At 54.4% G+C, this 19,771-nt stretch carries 17 protein-coding genes and 1 tRNA gene; 10 read left to right on the forward strand and 8 right to left on the reverse strand.

The genetic code is table 11. From position 1 onward, the window contains the following. The first annotated feature begins 1,597 nt into the window (after window positions 1–1,597). Both KR51_RS05470 and KR51_RS05475 read left to right on the forward strand, forming a co-directional pair. Entirely contained in the window at window positions 1,598–2,062 is a 465-nt protein-coding gene (locus KR51_RS05470; protein ID WP_022605696.1) for an NADAR family protein, read from the forward strand. Between the two features lie 275 nt (window positions 2,063–2,337). Next, window positions 2,338–2,520: a 50S ribosomal protein L32 gene (locus KR51_RS05475; RefSeq protein ID WP_022605698.1), complete on the forward strand. Its 183-nt coding sequence runs from the start codon at window positions 2,338–2,340 to the stop codon at window positions 2,518–2,520. Window positions 2,521–2,867: 347 nt separating this feature from the next. Here the strand turns inward: KR51_RS05475 and KR51_RS20105 are convergent, their stop codons facing one another. The 5 genes from KR51_RS20105 to hflX all read right to left on the reverse strand — a co-directional run bounded on the left by KR51_RS20105 (window position 2,868) and on the right by hflX (window position 8,228). Beyond that, window positions 2,868–3,278 (reverse strand): DJ-1/PfpI family protein, encoded by a 411-nt coding sequence (locus tag KR51_RS20105; protein WP_198016703.1) that lies wholly within the window; start codon window positions 3,276–3,278, stop codon window positions 2,868–2,870. 27 nt (window positions 3,279–3,305) lie between these two features. Beyond that, window positions 3,306–3,506, reverse strand: a complete 201-nt coding sequence (locus tag KR51_RS20110) for a type 1 glutamine amidotransferase family protein (RefSeq protein ID WP_198016701.1) — start codon at window positions 3,504–3,506, stop codon at window positions 3,306–3,308. Window positions 3,507–3,922: 416 nt separating this feature from the next. Next, window positions 3,923–5,290: a cytochrome P450 gene (locus tag KR51_RS05485; RefSeq protein ID WP_022605700.1), complete on the reverse strand. Its 1,368-nt coding sequence runs from the start codon at window positions 5,288–5,290 to the stop codon at window positions 3,923–3,925. A gap of 418 nt (window positions 5,291–5,708) precedes the next feature. Beyond that, a complete protein-coding gene (locus KR51_RS05490; protein ID WP_022605702.1) occupies window positions 5,709–6,296 on the reverse strand; it encodes a ParA family protein in 588 nt (195 codons plus the stop codon). 186 nt (window positions 6,297–6,482) lie between these two features. Continuing rightward, window positions 6,483–8,228, reverse strand: coding sequence for a GTPase HflX (gene hflX / locus KR51_RS05495; RefSeq protein WP_040655262.1), 1,746 nt, complete (start codon window positions 8,226–8,228; stop codon window positions 6,483–6,485). Between the two features lie 124 nt (window positions 8,229–8,352). On the opposite strand from hflX, the gene KR51_RS05500 reads away from it, so the two are divergent. From KR51_RS05500 to KR51_RS05515, 4 genes are all read left to right on the forward strand, one after another. Beyond that, complete coding sequence (locus KR51_RS05500; RefSeq protein WP_022605706.1) at window positions 8,353–9,285, forward strand: TIGR04168 family protein; 933 nt, start codon at window positions 8,353–8,355, stop codon at window positions 9,283–9,285. A gap of 30 nt (window positions 9,286–9,315) precedes the next feature. Next, a tRNA-Ser gene (locus KR51_RS05505) sits at window positions 9,316–9,400 on the forward strand. A 344-nt stretch (window positions 9,401–9,744) separates the two neighbouring features. Then, complete coding sequence (locus tag KR51_RS17315; RefSeq protein ID WP_022605708.1) at window positions 9,745–10,476, forward strand: hypothetical protein; 732 nt, start codon at window positions 9,745–9,747, stop codon at window positions 10,474–10,476. A 131-nt stretch (window positions 10,477–10,607) separates the two neighbouring features. After that, complete coding sequence (locus KR51_RS05515; protein ID WP_022605710.1) at window positions 10,608–11,207, forward strand: rhomboid family intramembrane serine protease; 600 nt, start codon at window positions 10,608–10,610, stop codon at window positions 11,205–11,207. A 607-nt stretch (window positions 11,208–11,814) separates the two neighbouring features. Here the strand turns inward: KR51_RS05515 and KR51_RS05520 are convergent. The 3 genes from KR51_RS05520 to KR51_RS19285 form a co-directional block, all read right to left on the reverse strand. Continuing rightward, a complete protein-coding gene (locus KR51_RS05520) occupies window positions 11,815–12,693 on the reverse strand; it encodes a glycosyltransferase (protein WP_022605712.1) in 879 nt (292 codons plus the stop codon). Window positions 12,694–13,121: 428 nt separating this feature from the next. Next, the gene (locus tag KR51_RS05525) at window positions 13,122–13,379 is read right to left on the reverse strand and encodes a hypothetical protein (protein WP_040655264.1); all 258 of its coding nucleotides are present in this window, start codon (window positions 13,377–13,379) and stop codon (window positions 13,122–13,124) included. A 184-nt stretch (window positions 13,380–13,563) separates the two neighbouring features. Then, the gene (locus KR51_RS19285) at window positions 13,564–13,764 is read right to left on the reverse strand and encodes a hypothetical protein (protein ID WP_156914985.1); all 201 of its coding nucleotides are present in this window, start codon (window positions 13,762–13,764) and stop codon (window positions 13,564–13,566) included. 590 nt (window positions 13,765–14,354) lie between these two features. Here KR51_RS19285 and fbp point away from each other — a divergent pair. The 4 genes from fbp (at window position 14,355) to opcA (ending at window position 19,711) form a co-directional block, all read left to right on the forward strand. Continuing rightward, complete coding sequence (gene fbp, locus KR51_RS05535; protein ID WP_022605718.1) at window positions 14,355–15,401, forward strand: class 1 fructose-bisphosphatase; 1,047 nt, start codon at window positions 14,355–14,357, stop codon at window positions 15,399–15,401. Between the two features lie 135 nt (window positions 15,402–15,536). Continuing rightward, the gene (gene tal, locus KR51_RS05540) at window positions 15,537–16,682 is read left to right on the forward strand and encodes a transaldolase (RefSeq protein WP_022605719.1); all 1,146 of its coding nucleotides are present in this window, start codon (window positions 15,537–15,539) and stop codon (window positions 16,680–16,682) included. 162 nt (window positions 16,683–16,844) lie between these two features. Then, window positions 16,845–18,377: a glucose-6-phosphate dehydrogenase gene (gene zwf, locus KR51_RS05545; RefSeq protein WP_022605720.1), complete on the forward strand. Its 1,533-nt coding sequence runs from the start codon at window positions 16,845–16,847 to the stop codon at window positions 18,375–18,377. Window positions 18,378–18,556: 179 nt separating this feature from the next. After that, complete coding sequence (opcA, locus tag KR51_RS05550) at window positions 18,557–19,711, forward strand: glucose-6-phosphate dehydrogenase assembly protein OpcA (protein ID WP_022605721.1); 1,155 nt, start codon at window positions 18,557–18,559, stop codon at window positions 19,709–19,711. The last annotated feature ends 60 nt before the right edge of the window (window positions 19,712–19,771 follow it).

Genomic DNA, 19,771 nt, shown 5'->3' on the forward strand with positions numbered 1-19,771 from the left:
ACTACCCAACAAGCAGCATCAACTTATCGCCTTCTGTTGTCGCCACCCGCCCAACTCTCCTTACCACAACCTTGGCAGTAGCATTACTTGAGTGCTGTTGCAACCCGGCTCAGTGGCTCTAATCGTCACACAACCCCTTCTAAAACCGCCAAAGTCGCCAAAGTATTGAACAGCTGCCCATAGTTCAAACGCCACAAGCATTGAAGATAGAAATATTTACAGAAGGGAGGCTTGGAGTCTGCTATATGTTTAGAACTTAAAGCAAGTATTTATTGTTTTTGATATTACGCTTGTTCTCTGCCTTTGTCAAGTACTTGCTCGCTGAGCTGCCTCGGCACGACTTCCCTGTTCTTCAGACTCGACCCTGCCTTGCGGAGTATGCAAACCCTCTTCAGGTGACTGGAATGTTCGCGGCCACCCGGACACATCTCCGGATCCTCAAAAGCAAATACCCTTCGCAGTACCGAACCGGTTAAGTATGTTTAAAAGGATACTCCCGCTGGAACCACACAAGTTCGCAAGCATCAGACATGGCTGTTCCCAATTGGGTCGACAAGCATCATGCTAAAGAGCAAATTTTTCCACGAAAAAGGTTGAAAAATTTTGAAGATTTTGCTGGGGTTTGTCCTGAAGCAGGCGCTGTCGAAAGATTGTGTAGTGTTGTCTAGCACGATCGCGATCGCCGACAGATGGAGGCACTGGTGTCTAAATTCCAGAGGAGGCTGTGGGGGTCATTAAACGAGAAAATGCAGGACTGTAATGTTTGCAAAATATCTAGCTGCTCGGCAAGGATTCTCTGTTGAGAGTGAAGATTAGCTGGTCACTTGAGAAAAGAGAGAACGGGAAGTTGAAAGTCGCTATGGGCAAAACGAAAGAGAAATGCTAAGTTGTTGTATTTTGCTATTTAGAGAAGCGACAAGATCGCCGTTTAGCAATAGTTTCAGTGAAGAGTATAGCAACAAATAGGCCGGAGAGATTTCTCGAAAGTGCTTGCAAATTGAGTTTTTTAGGCAATCCCTAAAATTTCATTTTGGCTGGACAAATTAAATATAAATATTGCGATTGGAACGAGAAGCAAAAAAGTTCCAATCTGATTTAATCTTTAATTTAAGCTAGTGGAGATATCGAGAAGATTTTGAGAAATCCATTGGAGAAGTCTCGTTAAATCCAAGCAGAACTTTACGAGAAGGAGGGATTTTGCAGTAGCTTCAGTATAACCCTTTAGATCCCCGAGATTAGGATCTCGAAGAGGCAAAATGCGATTTGTATGCCTGGAAATGTAAGGTTGTATTGCTGGATTTTTGTATTTTTTTGCTGGCGCATAATCGGAATCTCCGCTCGAGTTTCGCAGTAAGCGAGGCTTAGCGGAGATTTTTGAGAACAGAGAGCTGATTTTAGGCGCGCTAGATCGCTACAGCCCGAACTCAGTCGTGGCAAAGAAATCCGTATGCATTAGCCATCTAGCTGCCTGCGTAATTTTCCTGCCAAGACCGACGGGCGAGACAGGCAACCCAGCGTGTCTCAACGTAGCGTTCGGCTTTAGCCAGTACAATTTGAATGCGGAGGTCGGTCGCAGAGTTGCGAACGCGCGCAAACAATGGTTATTTACTTTTATAAAGCTGACGCGCCCTACGGTTGCTTCTCAAATTTCTCTCCTCACCCGATCTGTTTAGAGGGCTGCGAGTGGCCGACAGTCGAGCATTACTATCAAGCGCACAAGCTCCTCGGTACGCCAGACGAGCCTCTGATGTCTATTATTCGCAAAGCGGTCACACCTGAAGAAGCTGCCGCAATTGGGCGCAATCGGGCGCGGACGATCCGAGCTGATTGGTCTATAGCTAAGCGGCAGGTCATGTGGGATGGTGTATTGACTAAATTCCTTACCCACTCAAATATTCAGGCGATGCTTCTTGCAACTGGTGATGACGTGCTAGTAGAGAATTCACCTCGCGATTCCTATTGGGGCTGCGGGCGCGATGGGACCGGACACAACGCCCTCGGAGAGTTGCTGATGCGAGTGCGCCAACACATCCGCCATCATCCAGAAGCCATGCTGTCTTAGCATTTGCCAGGTCTCTGCCCCATGCAGCGCCTGGGTTCGGCAGCCGATCCCTGTTGTTTGCTTTTTATCCCCGAACGTCACTATAACTTGGCGCAACTTGATGCCGGATGTAAGCTATGACAGTAATTCTGGGGTTCTAGAAGCTAGGAGCACTAGCTGGGTCCGAGCTGGTTCCTCGGCTGGGAGGTGCGGGCACGTAGGGATAAAAAACTCGATCTGCTTTCAGCGCAAGCGTTATTATTAGAAGGCTATCTGAAATTACCACCTTAGAGGCAATGGCAGTTCCCAAAAAGAAAACATCAAAGGCGCGTACGCGCACGCACAAGGCTCTTTGGAAGCGTAAGGCAGCTCTGGAAGCCCAGAAGGCTTTGTCACTAGGCAAATCCGTTTTGACGGGACGCTCGAACAGCTTTGTGTACGTTACGGATGACGAGGACGATGAGGACGACGATGAGTAGGGCGTTTGCCTTACCAGCACGACCTCGCTTGCAGATCGCCTCTAAGAATAAAAGGGAGATAGCTTCACTGGCTATCTCCCTTTTTTAAGGTGCTTGCGTTTTCCGGGAGGCTAATTGGAACTGGCTTGCTTGAAATGTTTCCGATTGCATCGGTGGAGCGTGTCGGCGGGCTGTCTAGGTTCGGCGCATGCATGATACCAAATCCGCCCGAACACTATCCGCTGCGGATTGCAGCAATACCTGCAGTATCCTTACCTAGAGATTCCGGACGGTTAGGAATTATGGATTTTGATATAACATAAATAGTTCCCAACCTATGCTCCGATTGCTCGAGCGACTGCTGCGGGTTAAGTTGCTTGAAGAGCTGAGCGAGCCAGGGCAACATCACTGCCGTACCAATCGTATTCCATGTATGTGGCAGTATCGCGGGCGGCAGCCTCGCCGAGCAGGCGGGCAACGACATGTAATGACATATCGATGCCAGCGGAGATACTGGCAGTGAGCACGATATCGCCGTTATCGATGACGCGGCGATCGCGGAGGTTAGCGGTAGGGTCAAGCCGACCGAGCATGTCGAGCGCGCCATGGTGGGTAGTGGCAGGTTTGCCGTCGAGTAGTCCGGCTTTAGCCAGCAGCAGCGCGCCAGTGCAAACAGAGAGCAACAGCTCGCAAGTTCCTGCTTGTTGGGCAACCCATGCGACGGTCTCCAGATCTTGGATTGCACGTCGCGTGCCATAGCCGCCGGGAATTAGAACTATGTCGGCAGGTGGACAATTGCTGAAGTTTTAGGTGGGGTTGACGCTAAGGCAGTTGCGGGCCGCGATCGGGCCCGCGCGTTCTGCAACGGTGAAAGGTTGGAAAGGCTTGGGATTGTCGTCGCGGCCGGTGACGCCAAAGACTTCATAGGGACCGCAAAAGTCAAGAACCTCGACATCGTCGAATATTAGGATAGCAACGTTGCGCGCGTGAGTTGGGGATTGACTCATAATGAAAACTCCAAGACCTACTAGCGTTTAAGCAGGTCTGATGTTGTAGAACTATCGATAGTATCGGTGGTGCGGACTGTGTAAAGCCCAGAGCTTTTACCGCCAATTTGCCTAAATCTCTCTAGGGCATGAATTGCTTTGGGCTATTTCTAAATCTTTGAGAGAATTAATGAGTAAGTTGGTACAAGTGATTTTTTTACACCGATCTCCAGCCATTTTAAGAGAATATTGAGCTTGAGCTTGGAGCAAGCTGGCGGTCTGACTTAAGTCGCTTGGTATATATTGTGGATTGCTATGGGCAGTTATTTGGCTCATTTACATAAGAAGAAAAGCCCACTCAAACTGCGAAGACAACCTCAAAAATAATTATATTGAGGACTAGTATTTTGAGCACTGCAGGGAACATCTGCATATATTCAAGCAAATGCTGTCTGTCGTCGCAGCAAATGCATTTGAAGACCATCTCTAGGTCGCAATGTAATGGACGGGAAAGGCACGATTTCATGCTCCGTTTCAAGGCGAAGTCGGTAACGTTGGGCAATAGTTGCCAATATCAATATTGATTCCATTTGAGCAAAGCTCTTGCCAATGCAGATTCTAGGTCCTTCACCAAAAGGGAAATAAGTGCACTTGGGAAGGCGTTTCTCCATGTCATTTTCCCAACGTTCTGGTTGGAAAGATAAGGGATCTTCGAAATATCGATCGCTGCGATGCATGACCCAAGGGCTCATGAGAACGATGCATTTTTTGGGAATGCGGCACCCCATCAATACGTAGTCTTGAATTGCAGAACGAGCCATTAAAACAATGGGAGGATACAAACGCATAGACTCTTTCAAGATATTTTGTGCGAAAGTTAAGTGAGGCAAGTCTGCCGCGCTTGGTAGTCGTCCCTGCAAGACTACATCCAACTCTTGATGGAGCTTTGCTTCAACTTGGGGGTTCTGTGCGAGCAGCATCCAAGTCCAAGTGAGAGCATTAGCAGTAGTTTCGTGGCCTGCAAGCATCAATGTTGCCAATTCATCTCGAAGCTGGCGATCGCTCATCTGGCTACCATCAGTTTCATCCTTAACGTGCAAGAGCATCGATAGCAAATCTCCAGTGTCTTCACTGCTGACACGCCGCTGTTGAATGAGTTTAAAGATAAACCCATCCATTTCTCGGACTGATGCAAAGTAACGTCGAGTGAGCGGTAAAGGAATGTTGATTGGAAGTAAGAAACCGCGTTTCTGCTGTTGAGAGAACCATTTCATGCTTAAGTCAAGAGCACGGGCAATAGCTTTGGCTTCTTTGCCTTCTATGTTTACATTTAAAAGCGCTTGCATCACTATATCGAGTGTCAAATCCATCATGTCTCGATGGATGTCACGGACGGCATTTTCTTTCCAGTCAACCAGCATCTTTTCGGTCGCCTTCACCATGAGCTCGCCAAAGGCTACAATCCGTCGTTGATGGAAAGTCGGTTGAGTTAACTTCCGCTGCCGAGTCCAGAAGTCACCGTCGCTACCGAGCAAACCAACACCGACCAGCGTTCGAATCGCCTGCCAACCCGGGGTGTTCTTAACAAAAACGGTGCGTTCTCGGAGTACTTCGGCAATGAAGCTGGGGTCGGTAAGGAAACACGTCTGGGAGAGTCCTAGCCGCAACGGAACTATACTGCTGTAACTTCGCTCGCAATCGCACAGAAATTTTAAGGGATCTTTAGAAAAGTGAGTAGAATGACCTAATAGAAAACCAGCCTTAGGAGCTGGAAGTTGCTTTAACGACCGAGTCTCTTCTGCCATGAAACAAACTTCCCTCCAAATCATTTCGAGATGCTGAGTTTTTTTCGACTGCCGGACAGCTTGCATGACACAGCAGCGTATATCTTAGGTTCCTACAATTGCTACAAGGCTATCGCAATACAAGCATAATCCAATAGACGTCCGTATTTACTATAGATATTGGACAGTTACAACGAGAGGGGAAAATACGTTGCCATAAACTTACACTGGGAACGAAATCTTTTTCTAAAGAAAATAGTTTACTCTTGCCGATCCCATGCACATAGACTGCTTTGACCTATAGCCGCAATGACAGATTATCCCCTCTGCAGATATCTGAGGTTGCATTAGTAGTTTACTAGCATACTCTCCAGGGGAATTACGTGTTTTTCGATAACACTACCGTTGGAGCAATTAGCCCAAGCAAGTTCTCAAAGGACTAGGGCGCGATCTCACGAGCAACAGCCTCGTACTTCTTCCATCCCCAGCGCGCGCGCGGACCCGGATATTCCTTGACCGTTACGCCCAAACTTGGTGCGCGTTCGAACGCAACTAGTAGTGGAATGTCTTCCCCAAAGAGGGGTAGGTTTAAACCCTCTAACATCGCTCGTGCTTCGCGCCCGTTCTTTGTTCGCGCATCTACCTTTGTCAACAAAATTTTCATGTTGACCTGCAATGGTGCAAGGATTTCTACTGCCTTCAAGGTTGAATCAATATCCAATGCGTTTGGAGTTGTTGGCAAAATCACCACATCGCTGCCCTCAGCTAAATCGCGAAGGTCCTCAGGCTCTGGACGCGCCTTAGTGTCAACCACAATGTGATTGAACTTTGAAATCAGCGCGTGCGACCCAGCCTCTGATGCAACGCGAAACGGTAACTTCTCCTCCCGCGACCACACGAGTGCCGACCGATTCTTATCTGCATCGATCAATAGCGTGCGTGCCTTTTCCTCAAAAAAAGCTGCTAAATGAATCGCGGTGGTAGTCTTGCCAACACCGCCTTTTAAGGCCGTAATCGTGACGATCATGTTTCCTCCTCTCGTGCCATCGCCGATCGTTCTTGCTTGAAAACTTATCGAATCGAAAAATGCGATCGCTTTCTCGAAAAAGTAGACTATTTGTACCTATTGAAGTTCCCAAGCTTCGGCCGCGATCGCCTCACTCCATTGCTCGTATTGTCGCGTAAATCCTCGAAAATTTTGTTGGGATTTGCTCTATGCAACCGCGACTGCGTACCGCACCAGCTGTCCTAATTTCACGCGCAGGGACTCCAGCCCCAGCCGTTCTTGTGCTGATAGAAACGCCGCCTCGGGAAACTGCTCCCGCGCGCGGGCAAGTGCCGCGCTGTCGGCGCGATCGATTTTATTAAACGCGACCAACATCGGGCCCGGTGAGATCGGCATCTCTGCTAGCAATGAGGTAACCGATGCAATCTGACTCTCCCACGCCGGATGAGATAAATCGACCAGGTGTAGTATTGCGTCGGATTCGGTTACTTCCTCTAGCGTGGCGCGAAATGCATCCATTAACGCCGGCGGTAACTGGCGAATAAATCCCACCGTATCTGTTAACAAGAGCGCATCCGGGTCCTCAGTCTCCGGTGCAGGAACGCTTAAGCGGCGCGTTGTCGGATCTAGCGTGGCAAATAATCGATCGGCCGCATAAATATTGGCATTGGTTAGGGTATTTAGCAGCGTTGATTTTCCTGCATTCGTGTAGCCGACAATGGCCACTGCAGGTACGTCCTGACGCTGGCGCTGTTGCCGCATCCGCGATCGGTGTGCTTGCAGTTTATCGACTTCGTTTTGCAGCCGCGACATCCGGCGTTGAATCGCCCGGCGCTCGGTTTCCAGTTTTGTTTCACCCGGACCCCGAGTACCGATGCCGCCGCCCAATCGCGACATCGCCCGTCCGCGCCCGGTCAAGCGCGGTAGTAAGTATTCCAACTGTGCTAGCTCAACCTGTAGCTTGCCCGCCCGCGACTGCGCCCGCTGCGCGAAGATGTCTAAAATCAACTCCGTACGGTCGATCGCCCGCACGCCCACACGCGTCTCCAGGTTCCTTGCCTGTGCTGGCGTTAGGTCGCGATCGCAAACCACCAGATTCGCACCTAGCGTTTGTACAGCCACCGCTAATTCCTGCACCTTGCCCGCCCCAATCGCGGTTTGTGGGTGCGCGCGCGGGCGCTTCTGCTCGAGCGTAGCCAACACCTCCCCACCGGCCGTATCGACCAAGCGCGTCACTTCCGTCAGCCCATCCTCAAAGGTTTGACGGTCCACATTATCGGTTTGTAGTCCTACCACCAGCACCCGATCGCGTGTGGCATCGACCTGCCGCGCCACGAATTCTCGTCGGAACTCCGCTTCAAGCCCTTCAACCAACGCCAGAAAATCTTGTTTCGTCAGCGCATCCAGGCTCTGCAGCGGCGATACCGACCAATGACTGCTAGCAGGCGTGTGTCCGTTTTCTGCATCCTCGGCGTCACTCGCGAGTATTGCCGAATCCGGCAGCAAGTGCGCTAGATACGCCCCAGCCACGTAGCCTGTCGCACCGCCGCCGCGTCGTTGAAATCCTTTCCCCGATAAGGTCAGTATTGCTAGCGCGTCGAGGCGTTGCACGATCAATGCGGTCAAACTGGCTTCTTGTGGCGGTCGCGCGTGGGGTGTTGCAGTAATGCACCGGATCCCAGATAGGCGCTCTGCCCCGTAGCGCGGCAGTTCAAGCAGTGGGATTTGAGTCTGGCGCGGCGTTCCGACCCCGATGCGAATCGGATGCCCCCGACGATTGATGTACGCGCATACTGCCTGACCGACTTCCGTCGCGATCGCGCCCAGCCGCTGGGCGAACTCTACCGTCACCACGCGATCTCGCGGCAGGCGTTGGTGGTACAGTCGCCGCAACTGCCGCAGTTGGCTCGGCTTCAAACCTTTGAGATTGCCGTGCAGCGTTTCGATAGGTATCTCCAGCTTTCGCGCCGAACGTGGATGTGAATTGATTTATTTTAGTCACCTGACCCGGTCGTTCGCCGGCCGCTGGCGTTACCCGAGTTGCCTATGCTGGGATCAGAATTGCCGAGGACTGCCCATGACCGTGCGCTACCCGCTCGTCCTTGCCATCATTGGCGATATCCACGACCAGTGGGATGCCACAGACTCGAAGCTTTTGTTGGGTCTTGGTGTCGATTTCGCGCTCTTCGTCGGAGATTTTGGGAACGAATCGGTTGAGGTCGTGCGGGAAATCTCCACGATCGCGCTGCCGAAAGCGGTTGTCCTCGGCAATCACGATGCTTGGTATAGTGCCTCGGTGTGGGGACGCCAGCGTTGCCCTTACGATCGCGCGCGCGAAGACCGCGTCGACCAGCAGCTCGACCTCCTCGGCGATGCTCACGTCGGGTACGGCCGCATCGACTTGCCCGACCATAACATCAGCGTGGTCGGCAGCCGCCCGTTTAGCTGGGGCGGTCCCGATTGGAAGAATGCCAGATTCTACCGCGATCGCTACGGTATTTCGGGTTTTGCGAGTTCCTGCGCCCGCATCGTAGGGTCTGCTGCAGCTTCTCCCTACGACACCGCGATCTTCCTCGCCCATAACGGCCCGACCGGCCTCGGTACCTCCCCGCACTCGATTTGCGGCCGCGACTGGAAACCCGGTGGCGGGGATTATGGCGATGCCGACCTCGCCAACGCAATTGCCAAAGCTCGCACGCTCGGTAAAACCGTCCCGCTCGTAGCCTTCGGGCACATGCACCATCGCTTGCGTCACACCCGAGCTCACTTGCGTACGGCTGTCGTTAAGGATCGCGCCGGGACAGTGTATCTCAATGCTGCTCGCTCGCCGCGCCACCACGTTACTCCGGACGGTCGGACTCAACGGCATTTTACGCGGGTCGAACTTACCCCTACCGGTGTCAGAGAAATTTCGGCGATTTGGTTATTGGCTGAGGGCGCGATCGCCCGCAAACAAGTGCTGTACCGCCGTCAACTGGCAGCATTGCCAGAGCAGGAACCTTCGCGATAGGATCGGCTTGACACTTGCAACGTCACTTTAGGAGAGGTGGCAGAGTGGTCGATTGCGGCCGACTTGAAATCGGCTGAACCGCAAGGTTCCGAGAGTTCGAATCTCTCCCTCTCCGTTGCGTTTTTTTCTTGGGACTTGCCTTCAGCAGACCACTGGCGAGCCGGTTGGGATCCGGCAAGGCGACTTGGGATGAGATAAGGGCGAGCAAAGAAACGCAATGCTCTCGGTCAGTAGCCTGCATGACAGAAATCACTTTGATGCTTGCCACAAACTTGTAACCGTGGAGACATCGTTGAACGAATTGCATCATTTCTACGTGCGAGATGGCAGTCGAATGCAAGTTTTGCGTCGAGTTATCCGGAGGGTTAACTGAAGAAATAGTCGCAAACACAGCTTGCAGGCGGTTGTCGGTAAGTGCCTCCACCCGAGCCCAAGCAAAGCCACTTGCCATCAAGCGCCATGGAAAAAACCATCCTTGTCATCCAAAAATCCGACTTCCAAGCCCAAATATGGCATGCGGCCCTTGTTTCTCAACAGTTTTCCGTCATTCGCTTGCCATCCCAGGTTGACTTGAACGCGTGGTTGAGTTCTACTCCCCCAGCAAAGCGACCCGACCTACTCGCAATCGAGATGACTGTTGCTGCCCTTGCCAATCCATATGCTTTTTGTCGCTGGTGTCGGGATCGCTATCCCAATACAAAGGTTTTGCTCACTAGCAACGATCGCGACGCTATTGCGGATGTCGAACGCCGTTGGGCAGTTTCTCAGGGAGCGATAGACCTACTCCCTGGTTTCCGCCGCGAAACAATTTTGACCAGTCTCCTCTGTGCCATGGAACGGGTTACGACCGCGCTTGACTGCGGACCGTTGGACCAGCAGGCACTTGCACCGATACTGATGTATGCGACTCAGTCGGTCCCGCAACCAGCTACTCAACCTCTAACTGCAGGCTCGGTAGACTCTAGTAGCAGTCCTCCAGCTTGGAGTGAGAAAGGGAACGGTAACGGTCAAGGACGCGGCAATAGTCGCCTGCTGCAACTCCCCTCTCCGCCTAAGTTGCTCCAAGATCCAGTCGAGGACCTGTCGCCAAAGGTTCGAGCCAAGTCCCAGTCTTCCAACTCTGACAAACCCGTTGAAGTGCCGGTCGAGCCCAGCGTTCCCGTACGACGATTCCGCGGTCGGGCCTACTAACCTAAAGGTAAGACGGTTGCCTTCTCAGCTCGGCACACAGCTAGCGCGAAAAGACCGGAATTCTTTGCTGGCGGCAACTGCAGGAATTCCTACTTTTATAATGAGACGGGTCCGTCTGAGTAGGGGAGCGAGTGATTAGACAAGATAACGAGCAGGCGATCGTCCGTAAATTCCGGACGCAAGTCACGATCCTGGCGAGCTTTGTTGGCTCGTTTTGGGCAATAGAGTTCTTAGATCGTGGGTTACTCGGCAATACGCTGCATTGGTTTGGGATCGTCCCACGGGATCCGGTTGGGTTGCGCGGAATTCTGTTTGCGCCCTTCCTCCACGGTAGCGTCAATCATCTTTTGAGCAACACGGTGCCCTTTGTCATGCTTGGCTGGCTGGTGATGTTGCGCGCGACGCACCATTTTTGGATCGTTACCGGGCTGTCAATGCTCGTCGGTGGCACGGGCGTGTGGCTGTTTGGAGCGCCGCAGTCAATCCACCTTGGTGCCAGCATCTTGATCTTCGGTTACCTCGGTTTCTTGGTGCTATACGGATACTTCCAGCGAGACGCGTCTTCGGTTGCCCTGTCGCTGATTGTTGTTCTGCTGTATGGCAGTGCAGTATGGGGAATTCTCCCGCTTCAAGGTGGGATTTCTTGGGAAGGACACTTGTTCGGTCTGCTCGGTGGTGCTCTAGCGGCTTGGCTGCTAAGTGGTCGCGCCCGTGCCCGTCGCAACAATTGATATTTCCTCACGACTCTCTGCCGAGAGTGCCTTGAAAACCATAGAGTGAACCAGACTTGGCTTCGGACTGGACCGGCACCTTCGCGTTTGACCGTGCGATCGCCGCGCTCGATATATAGACCCGTGAGATATAGACCTGTGAGTATTCCCTCTTCAGTTACTTTGTGGGGAGCATAATAATTTATTCTTTTCTCCTTCTGTTTTTGTGAAATTGTCTGTGTCAACTCATACCAATTCCTGGGGGCACATTATCTAAACCCTGTCTCTGAAAGCCCAACACTATAAGCTTGGAGGCGCTTAGTTATGGGGCACTTCGATTAATTTGCTCAAGACCCCAGGTCTACAGGGCAGCATGAGCATTTCAGCCGCCGGTTTTCCACGGTCCAGGATTGTTCGAGGTTCCCTATGGTGAGTGATTATCCTGGACTGGTATCAAAGGAAGTTCTATCGTTTCAGTTATTCGCTGCCCTAGTCCCTAGGAGGTTTGAAGCTGGTTCCAGAGATTCTAGTTATAGGTATTGAAACTGGGTTAGACGTTTCGGGACTTCCAGCGATCCAACGTTACCCAGCTTTTCGGGACTGGTGCTGCGAACGCTGGCTGGCGGTTTCATACCCCATCGGGCGGTATATAGCGAAGGTAGCGCGCGACCCCAGCGAGTTTGCCACGACCTGCCGGTCGGCACAGCAGCCGCAGGACCAGAGCATGTACCAGCAAGCGCGTAAAGTATAACCACACGATCGCACCCGACGCGTAGCGTTCCAGCACTAACAAATAACTGAAAGTTGCGTGCTCGAACTTAAGCACCGGAAAGCGATTGACAGTAGTTGAAGGCTGGTGAATGACGGCAACTTGGGTTGCGACGGCAAGTCGGTGCCCTTGCATGATGTAACGCTGGCAAAAGTCGAAGTCTTCGTAATATAAAAAGAACTCCGGGTCGAATTGCGGGCACGTCTCGAAACGCGCCAGATTTATTATCGTGCTACAAGCGCTGGCCCAATCGCTGGTGACGAGATCGACGCTCGGGTTTCGCGCCGCTGGCGGCAGTTCCGCTACCGTACGAATAACGCCGAGTTTTCGAGCAAACGTACCGCGAGCGAACCATACCGTGCCGTCCGGCTTGTAAATTTGCGTGCCTAATATCGCCAGCTCGGGATGGCGATTGCACACTTCCCGAGCTCGGACGATAGTATCCGGCAAAAAGCTGGCATCAGGATTGATCGCCCATACGCGAGCATAGCGATCGCGCCCCCAAATCCACTGCAGCCCCAAGTTGCAACCACGTCCGAATCCGAGATTGATATGGGCTTCGAGGAGGGAGATACGCGGAAACGCTTGCAGGAGAACCCGCAGCTCGCGATCGCGACGAGCATTGTTGACGACTACCAGTTGGTAAAGATCTGGCGGTGTTTCATCAAGAGAATCGATCAGCCGAGCGAGCCAAGCGGACGAATAGTAACTGACGACGAGTAAATAGAATTTTCTCAAGAGTATCCTCGCAACCCTGTAAGGTGCCCAGTATCTATATAAAGGCATTGAGCTATAGACACCGCTGGGTTTGGCTTGCTAATGGTTGCAGGACAAGCTCGCCGTTCCATTGTGTGCACGGCTTACTGCGAGTTGCGATAGTTGGACTCGACCGGACTATTTTCTAAAAGCACGACTCTAGAAGCAGCTCCGCCGAGCCCCACGCCGTGCAGCATCCGTTCCTCACTTATTTAACTTGGCATGAGTGTCCAATTCTGGCTAACTGACACATCTCTGAAATCCCAGGTCAGTCATGCATGGCAGCGAAGGGAGCGAATGCAGGAAAACCAGACTCGGTTGTCATAATTAGCCCGAGCCTGCTCGGACGCAAAACAGGGCTCTGGGTCCACTGCTGACAATGGAAGGGTGGGGGCAGTCTTTGGCGTCACTCAGCCAATACTCCAAGCAACCAAGCCAATTTCTAGATAGCGCAGACCCCGACGCCAGTGCGGGTCTACATTGATCATCAACGCTTTCCAGGGGTTGACTGCAATACACTTCAACCGAATCTGCAGCTCCTGCATCCGCAAATTCTGCTGCATTATCAACTCCACACCTGCGATTACCAGCGTTGCCAGTTTGTCCTGCGCCAACAAGTTGGGGTACGTCTTCACCCCCACTGTCACTAAATCCGCCTCAACGAGCATGGATCGCGAGGCCAGCTCAGCATTTTTTTGCGTCTGTTCGCCTAACTGCTAAGTATCGAGTAAAAACACGGGCCGACCTTCCTGAAACCCTATGACACCAGACAAAAACCCTCTGAGCCTGACGATAGTCTGCCTAAACGCGGCACGCAGAACTGCTGGTTAATTCGTTCGCGATACAATCATGTTAAGCAATGTGAAGCCAGCCATCGCTCTTGAGGATTAGCTTGTTGGGAGCGATCGAGCTAAAGTGCTGCCAGATTGCGATCGAGTCGAACTTCTGCGCCCAAAGCGTGCCATGTTCTTGGACGAACTCACTCCCCTTCTTAAAGAATTCTCCCAGCAGCCCCTCGCCTTCGCTGGCGGTTTTTTCTCCGGCCTGCTGCACCTTAGCCCTAACGAAGATCCTCTCAAAACCTGGCTGAAAAGCCAAGGCGTCGGCCCCGAGAGCGATCGGTCCCGCTCCAGCAGCAATGCACCCCAGTCGATCGATATCGAATAGCAGGGCGCGCGTTCTGCCTTTCCCGCTCCGTTTCCATGTCCGTTCGTGTTTCTCCTCGCCAGGATAAGGTAGGTCAGCAGCGCACCGGACTCATTGACGTCGCAAGGACGTCTCAAACTTAGTGCAAGCCGAGATTGCCTCCGCTCTAGCTGCAGAGCAATCTATTCCGATACGATAGGGCGTTCGCTTTTGATGTCCCGCAACCGTTTGCGCGCATCCGATCGCGCTCCTAACAGTGTCACGCGTCTGCTTCTAGACGAGCGCTCTGCCTGCGTGCCAGCGGTTCGCAGATTCCAGGTCCGGAGTGCGACGTCCGCCAGCTCCTGCCAGCGAACCTGAAGCTCGCATAAAAGTTATCCGCTCCCATAAAAGCCGCTTCCTATGATGGAGTCGAACTGCAGAACCCAGCACGTCCGAGCGGCCGCGCGATCGCCGCGTGCATCGCCACCGCCCCCTGCGAAAAGGAATCCGGCATTATGGTCAACGCCGCGCAGCAAGCGCAGGAGCATTCCTTAAACCGAGATTGCATGACGCCGTCCCGCCACGTCTTGCAAGAACTCAACAGCTTCGCGCCCCACGCCCAGGACCTCAGCGCCATCATGGGTCGCATCGCCTTGGCTGCGAAGCTGATCTCGCGCCACCTCAGTCGGGCCGGCATCATCGAAGGCGTTCTCGGCTTTACTGGCGAACGCAACGTCCAAGGCGAATCTGTCAAAAAGATGGACCTCTACGCCAACGACGTCTTCATTCAAGTCTTCAAACAAAGCGGTTTGGTCTGCCGCCTTGCTTCTGAGGAAATGGACGAGCCCTACTACATCCCCGAAAACTGCCCGATCGGTCGCTACACCCTGCTCTTCGACCCGATCGACGGCTCCTCCAACATCGATACCAACCTCAACGTTGGCTCGATCTTTGCCATCCGCCAGCAAGAAGGCGACGACCTCGACCGCCGCGCCCGCGACTTGGTGCAGCCCGGCCGCAAGCAGATTGCCGCCGGCTATGTCCTCTACGGCGCGAGCACGATGCTGGTTTACTCCATCGGCAGTGGCGTTCATTCCTTCACCCTCGACCCCAGCCTCGGCGAGTTCATCCTGGCGCAAGAGAACATTCAAGTGCCTGCTTGGGGCGGCGTCTACAGCGTCAACGAGGGCAACTTCTGGCAGTGGGACGAACCGATCCGCGAGTACGTGCGCTACGTTCACCGCACCCCCGGTTACTCCGCCCGCTACGGTGGCGCGCTCGTCGGCGACTTCCACCGCATTCTGCTCCAAGGTGGCATCTTCCTCTATCCCGGCTCGGTCGAGAAACCTCATGGCAAACTGCGGCTCCTCTACGAAAACGCTCCCCTTGCTTTCCTCATCGAGCACGCAGGCGGTCGTGCCAGCACCGGCACCCGCGCCATCCTCGACCACGAGCCGACGGAACTCCACGAGCGTACGCCGCTCTTTATCGGCAGCCCCGACAACGTCGCGCAAGTCGAAGCTTTCCTACAAGGAAAACCCGCACCCGACAGCAGCGCCTAGCGCCCTGCCGACCGCATGCGATCGCCACCGGACATCTCGAACCGGTCTCGACAAGATCGCTAGCGCACCCGCTACCGTACACAAGGCGAACCGCGCCCAAAGTCCACACAGTCACGTTAAGAGCGAATCACCACCATGGCTACGATCGAGAACCCGATTCTTCAAATCGAGCAACAGTACGGCCAGAGCATCTGGATGGACAACCTCAGTCGCGACCTTATCGAGTCCGGCGAGTTGCAGCGCCTGATGGACGAGCGCGGTATCTGCGGTATTACCTCCAACCCCGCCATCTTCGAGACGGCGATCGCGGGTAACCAAATCTACGACGCCGACATCGAAGCCGGCATCCGCGCGGACAAGTCCATCCAGGAAATCTACGAGTCCCTGGTCTTCGAAGACATCCGCCGCGCCTGCGACGTCCTGCGCCCGGTCTACGAGAGCACCAACGGCCTCGACGGCTATGTCAGCATCGAAGTCCCACCGGACATCGCCCTTAATGCCGAAAAATCCGCTGCCGAAGCACGCCGCTACTACGACGCCATCCAGCGCGAGAACGTGATGATCAAAATCCCCGGCACGCCCGAGGGCTTGATCGCCGTCGAGCAAACCATCGCCGCCGGCATTAACGTCAACGTGACCCTGCTGTTCTCGGTGCAAAGCTACATCGACACCGCCTGGGCATACCTTCGCGGGCTCGAACAGCGCGTCGCTGCCGGTCAGGACATCGCCAAGATCGCCTCGGTAGCCAGCTTTTTCCTAAGCCGCATCGACGTCAAAATTGACAGCGCTGTCGCCAGCAAGCTCAAGGCCGGCGGTGCTGAACCGGCGAAGCTGCGGAAAGTTCTGGGCAAAGTCGCGATCGCCAACGCCAAGATCGCTTACCAGGAATACAAAAAGATCGTCAACAGCGATCGCTGGCAGGATCTGGTTGCCAAGGGGGCAAAAGTGCAGCGCCTGCTCTGGGCGAGCACCAGCACGAAGAACCCCGACTACAGCGACGTGATGTACGTAGACGAACTCGTGGGGCGCGACACGGTTAATACCCTGCCACCGGTGACCATCGAAGCTTGTGCCGATCACTGCTCGCCCGGCAACCGCATCGAAACTGAGGTGGACGAAGCGTACCAGTTCATCGAGAGCCTCAAAGATCCGGCGATCGCGATCGACATCGACACGGTCATGGACGAACTGCTCGCAGAAGGCATCGAGAAGTTCATCAAGCCTTACAACTCCTTGATGGCTTCGCTAGCGAGCAAAGTCAAGCAACTAGCTGCTGTTTAGCCCTCGTACCCGACGGGCGATCGCGGCGGTGGCGATCGCCCACACTACCGAGTGCACGGTTGCTACGAACGTTACGCGCGGCGCGATCGAGCAGAACGAAACCTCAGATTAAAATCCCGACCTATTTAGGACGTTCCTCCGACACGAGAGTAGATACCAATTATGGTGACCCTGCCAGAAAACCCGCTCCGCGTTGGATTGCAACAAGAGCGCATGCCCGAACCGCTGATCATGGTTATTTTCGGGGCGTCGGGGGACCTCACGCAGCGGAAACTCGTCCCTGCAATTTATCAGCTCAAGCGCGAGCGGAATTTGCCTGGAGAACTCACGATTGTCGGCTTTGCCCGCCGGGACTGGAGCCACGAGTACTTCCGCGAGCAGATGCGCAAAGGCATCGAAGAGTTTTCCACAGGCATCGGACAAGAAGAACTCTGGAAGGACTTCGAAGCCGGATTATTCTATTGCTCCGGCAACATGGACGAGCCCGAAAGCTATCAGAAGCTCAAAGACTTCCTTGCGGAGCTCGACGGCAAGCGCGGGACACTTGGAAACAGGGTATTCTATTTAGCCGTATCCCCGAAGTTTTTCCCCAGCGGCATCAAGCAGCTGGGGGCGGCGGGCATGCTGAAGGATCCCATCAAGCATCGCCTGGTGATTGAAAAACCCTTCGGGCGCGACCTGAAATCGGCGCGGGAACTCAATCGCATCGTCCAAAGCGTGTGCGCTGAAGAACAGGTCTACCGTATCGATCACTACCTGGGCAAAGAAACGGTCCAGAACTTGTTGGTATTCCGGTTTGCCAATGCGATCTTCGAACCGTTGTGGAACCGACAGTTTGTCGATCACGTACAGATTACCGTTGCGGAGTCGGTTGGGGTAGAAGATCGCGCCGGCTACTACGAGACCTCGGGCGCGCTGCGCGACATGATACAGAATCACCTCATGCAGCTGTTGGCCATCACGGCGATGGAGCCACCCAATGCCCTCGATGCGGACAGCATCCGTTCGGAAAAGAACAAGGTCCTGCAGTCGTTTCACCTAGCCGATCCCCAAAATCTCGACACCTGCGCCGTGCGGGGGCAGTACTCGGCAGGCTGGATGAAAGGCAAGCCCGTTCCCGGCTACCGGGAGGAAGACAACGTCAATCCCGGATCGCTCACCCCGACGTTTGTCGCGCTGAAACTGCTCTGCGACAACTGGCGCTGGAAAGGCGTGCCGTTTTACTTGCGTACGGGCAAGCGCATGCCGAAGAAGGTTTCGGAAATCGCGATTCAGTTTCGGGATGTACCGCTGCTGATTTTCAAATCAGCCGCACAACAAGCAAACCCGAACGTGCTTGCCATGCGGATTCAGCCCAACGAAGGAATTTCATTGCGCTTCGAGGCGAAAATGCTCGGTCCCGACCTGCGCACGCGCTCGGTCGACATGGACTTCAGCTACGGATCGTCGTTTGGCATGGAGAGCGCCGATGCATACAACCGCCTCTTGCTCGACTGCATGCTCGGCGACCAAACACTATTTACGCGCTCGGACGAAGTGGAAGAAGCCTGGCGCGTGGTCACACCTCTCATTGAAGCGTGGGAGTCTCCTGCCGACCCAAGCACCGTGCCGCACTACGAAGCCGGAACCTGGTTGCCCGCGGTAGCGGAGGACATGCTCAACCGCGATGGTCGGCGCTGGCGGCGTCCGCAATAATTGCGCCCGCCCTCGTTTTCGGATCGCCGCGGGCGGGACGCAAGCGCCCACAAACTGGCGATAGCAACGACTCAGTAAGATCGAACCAATCGAACCGCTATTAGCAATACCGCGATCGCCGGCTGCCGACCCACAGCTCGCACACCCGATACCGAACTCCGACCCCCCTTGAGGAACCGATGACTACCGCACAACCGCTTCCCGTCGTTTCCCTGCAAGCCCCGAAGGACGTTTCGATCGCCGAGATCGAAGCCGAACTCGATCGCATTTGGCAAAGCTATGGCTCGGGTGAATCCGGTACGCTGGCAACCCGTGCCTCCACGTTCACGCTCGTGATTTGCGATGCCGTCGATGCTTCTCCCAATCAGCCGGGGAAAGTGGCCGACGCGATCGCAGCAGCCTATCCATGCCGAATCGTGACCCTCATTCCGACCTCCGGGAGTGATGAGGGCTTGAGCGCCCAGGTATCGGCGTATTGCCCGATGGAGAAACGTCAAGCTAGTTCGCTGATTTGCTGCGAGTCGATCGCTTTGCAAGGCGCACCGGATGCATTCGAGCGCAATGCAGCCATGGTTGAGGGTTTGATGCTGAACGACTTGCCCTCGTTTGTATGGTGGAAAGCATCGCCTGACTTCGATTCCGGACTGTTTCGTCATTTGGCACAGAACTCCAGCGCGCCGATCGTCGATTCCAGTGCGTTTGACGCTCCCGAAGGCGTTCTGCGCCGCGTGACTGAATTGGTTGGACAGGGCATCCCGGTCGCCGATCTGAACTGGCGGCGGCTGGCCGCTTGGCAGGAACTGACGGCAGAGGCCTTCGATCCACCAGAGCGGCGGGCAGCGATCGCGGAGATCGATCGCGTAACGATCGATTACGAACGGGGCAATCAAACCCAGGCGCTGATGTACTTGGGCTGGCTAGCCGGCCGCCTGCAGTGGCGTCCCGAATCCTATTCTCACGAGGGCGGCGATTACGATCTGCGCCACGTGACCTTCGTGGCCCCGGACCAACGCGTGGTAACGGCCGAGCTAGCCGGCATTCCCGTTGCCGATCCGGGTGAAGTGGTCGGCGATTTGATCGGACTGCGCCTGGCTTCAACAAACCTTAATGCCGACTGCTGCACGGTGTTGTGCTCGGAGTCGACTGGTTGCATGCGGATGGAGGCGGGGGGAGGCGCCCAATCGTGCCGCGTCCAGCAGGTGACGCCACTATTCGACCAACGTACGGAAATGCTGCTAGCGCAGCAGTTGCGCCGCTGGGGTCGCGACCAACTGTTTGAAGAAAGCATGGTCGTGACGCACGAAATCCTGAATTTGGCCGCACAGCAGGGTTAGCCAACCGCCGTGCGATTGATGGTTCTCCCCTGCGAGGGGATCCCTAGCTGCTAGCTAGGG

It is taken from the genome of Rubidibacter lacunae KORDI 51-2, assembly GCF_000473895.1.
GTDB classification, from domain to species: Bacteria; Cyanobacteriota; Cyanobacteriia; order Cyanobacteriales; family Rubidibacteraceae; genus Rubidibacter; species Rubidibacter lacunae.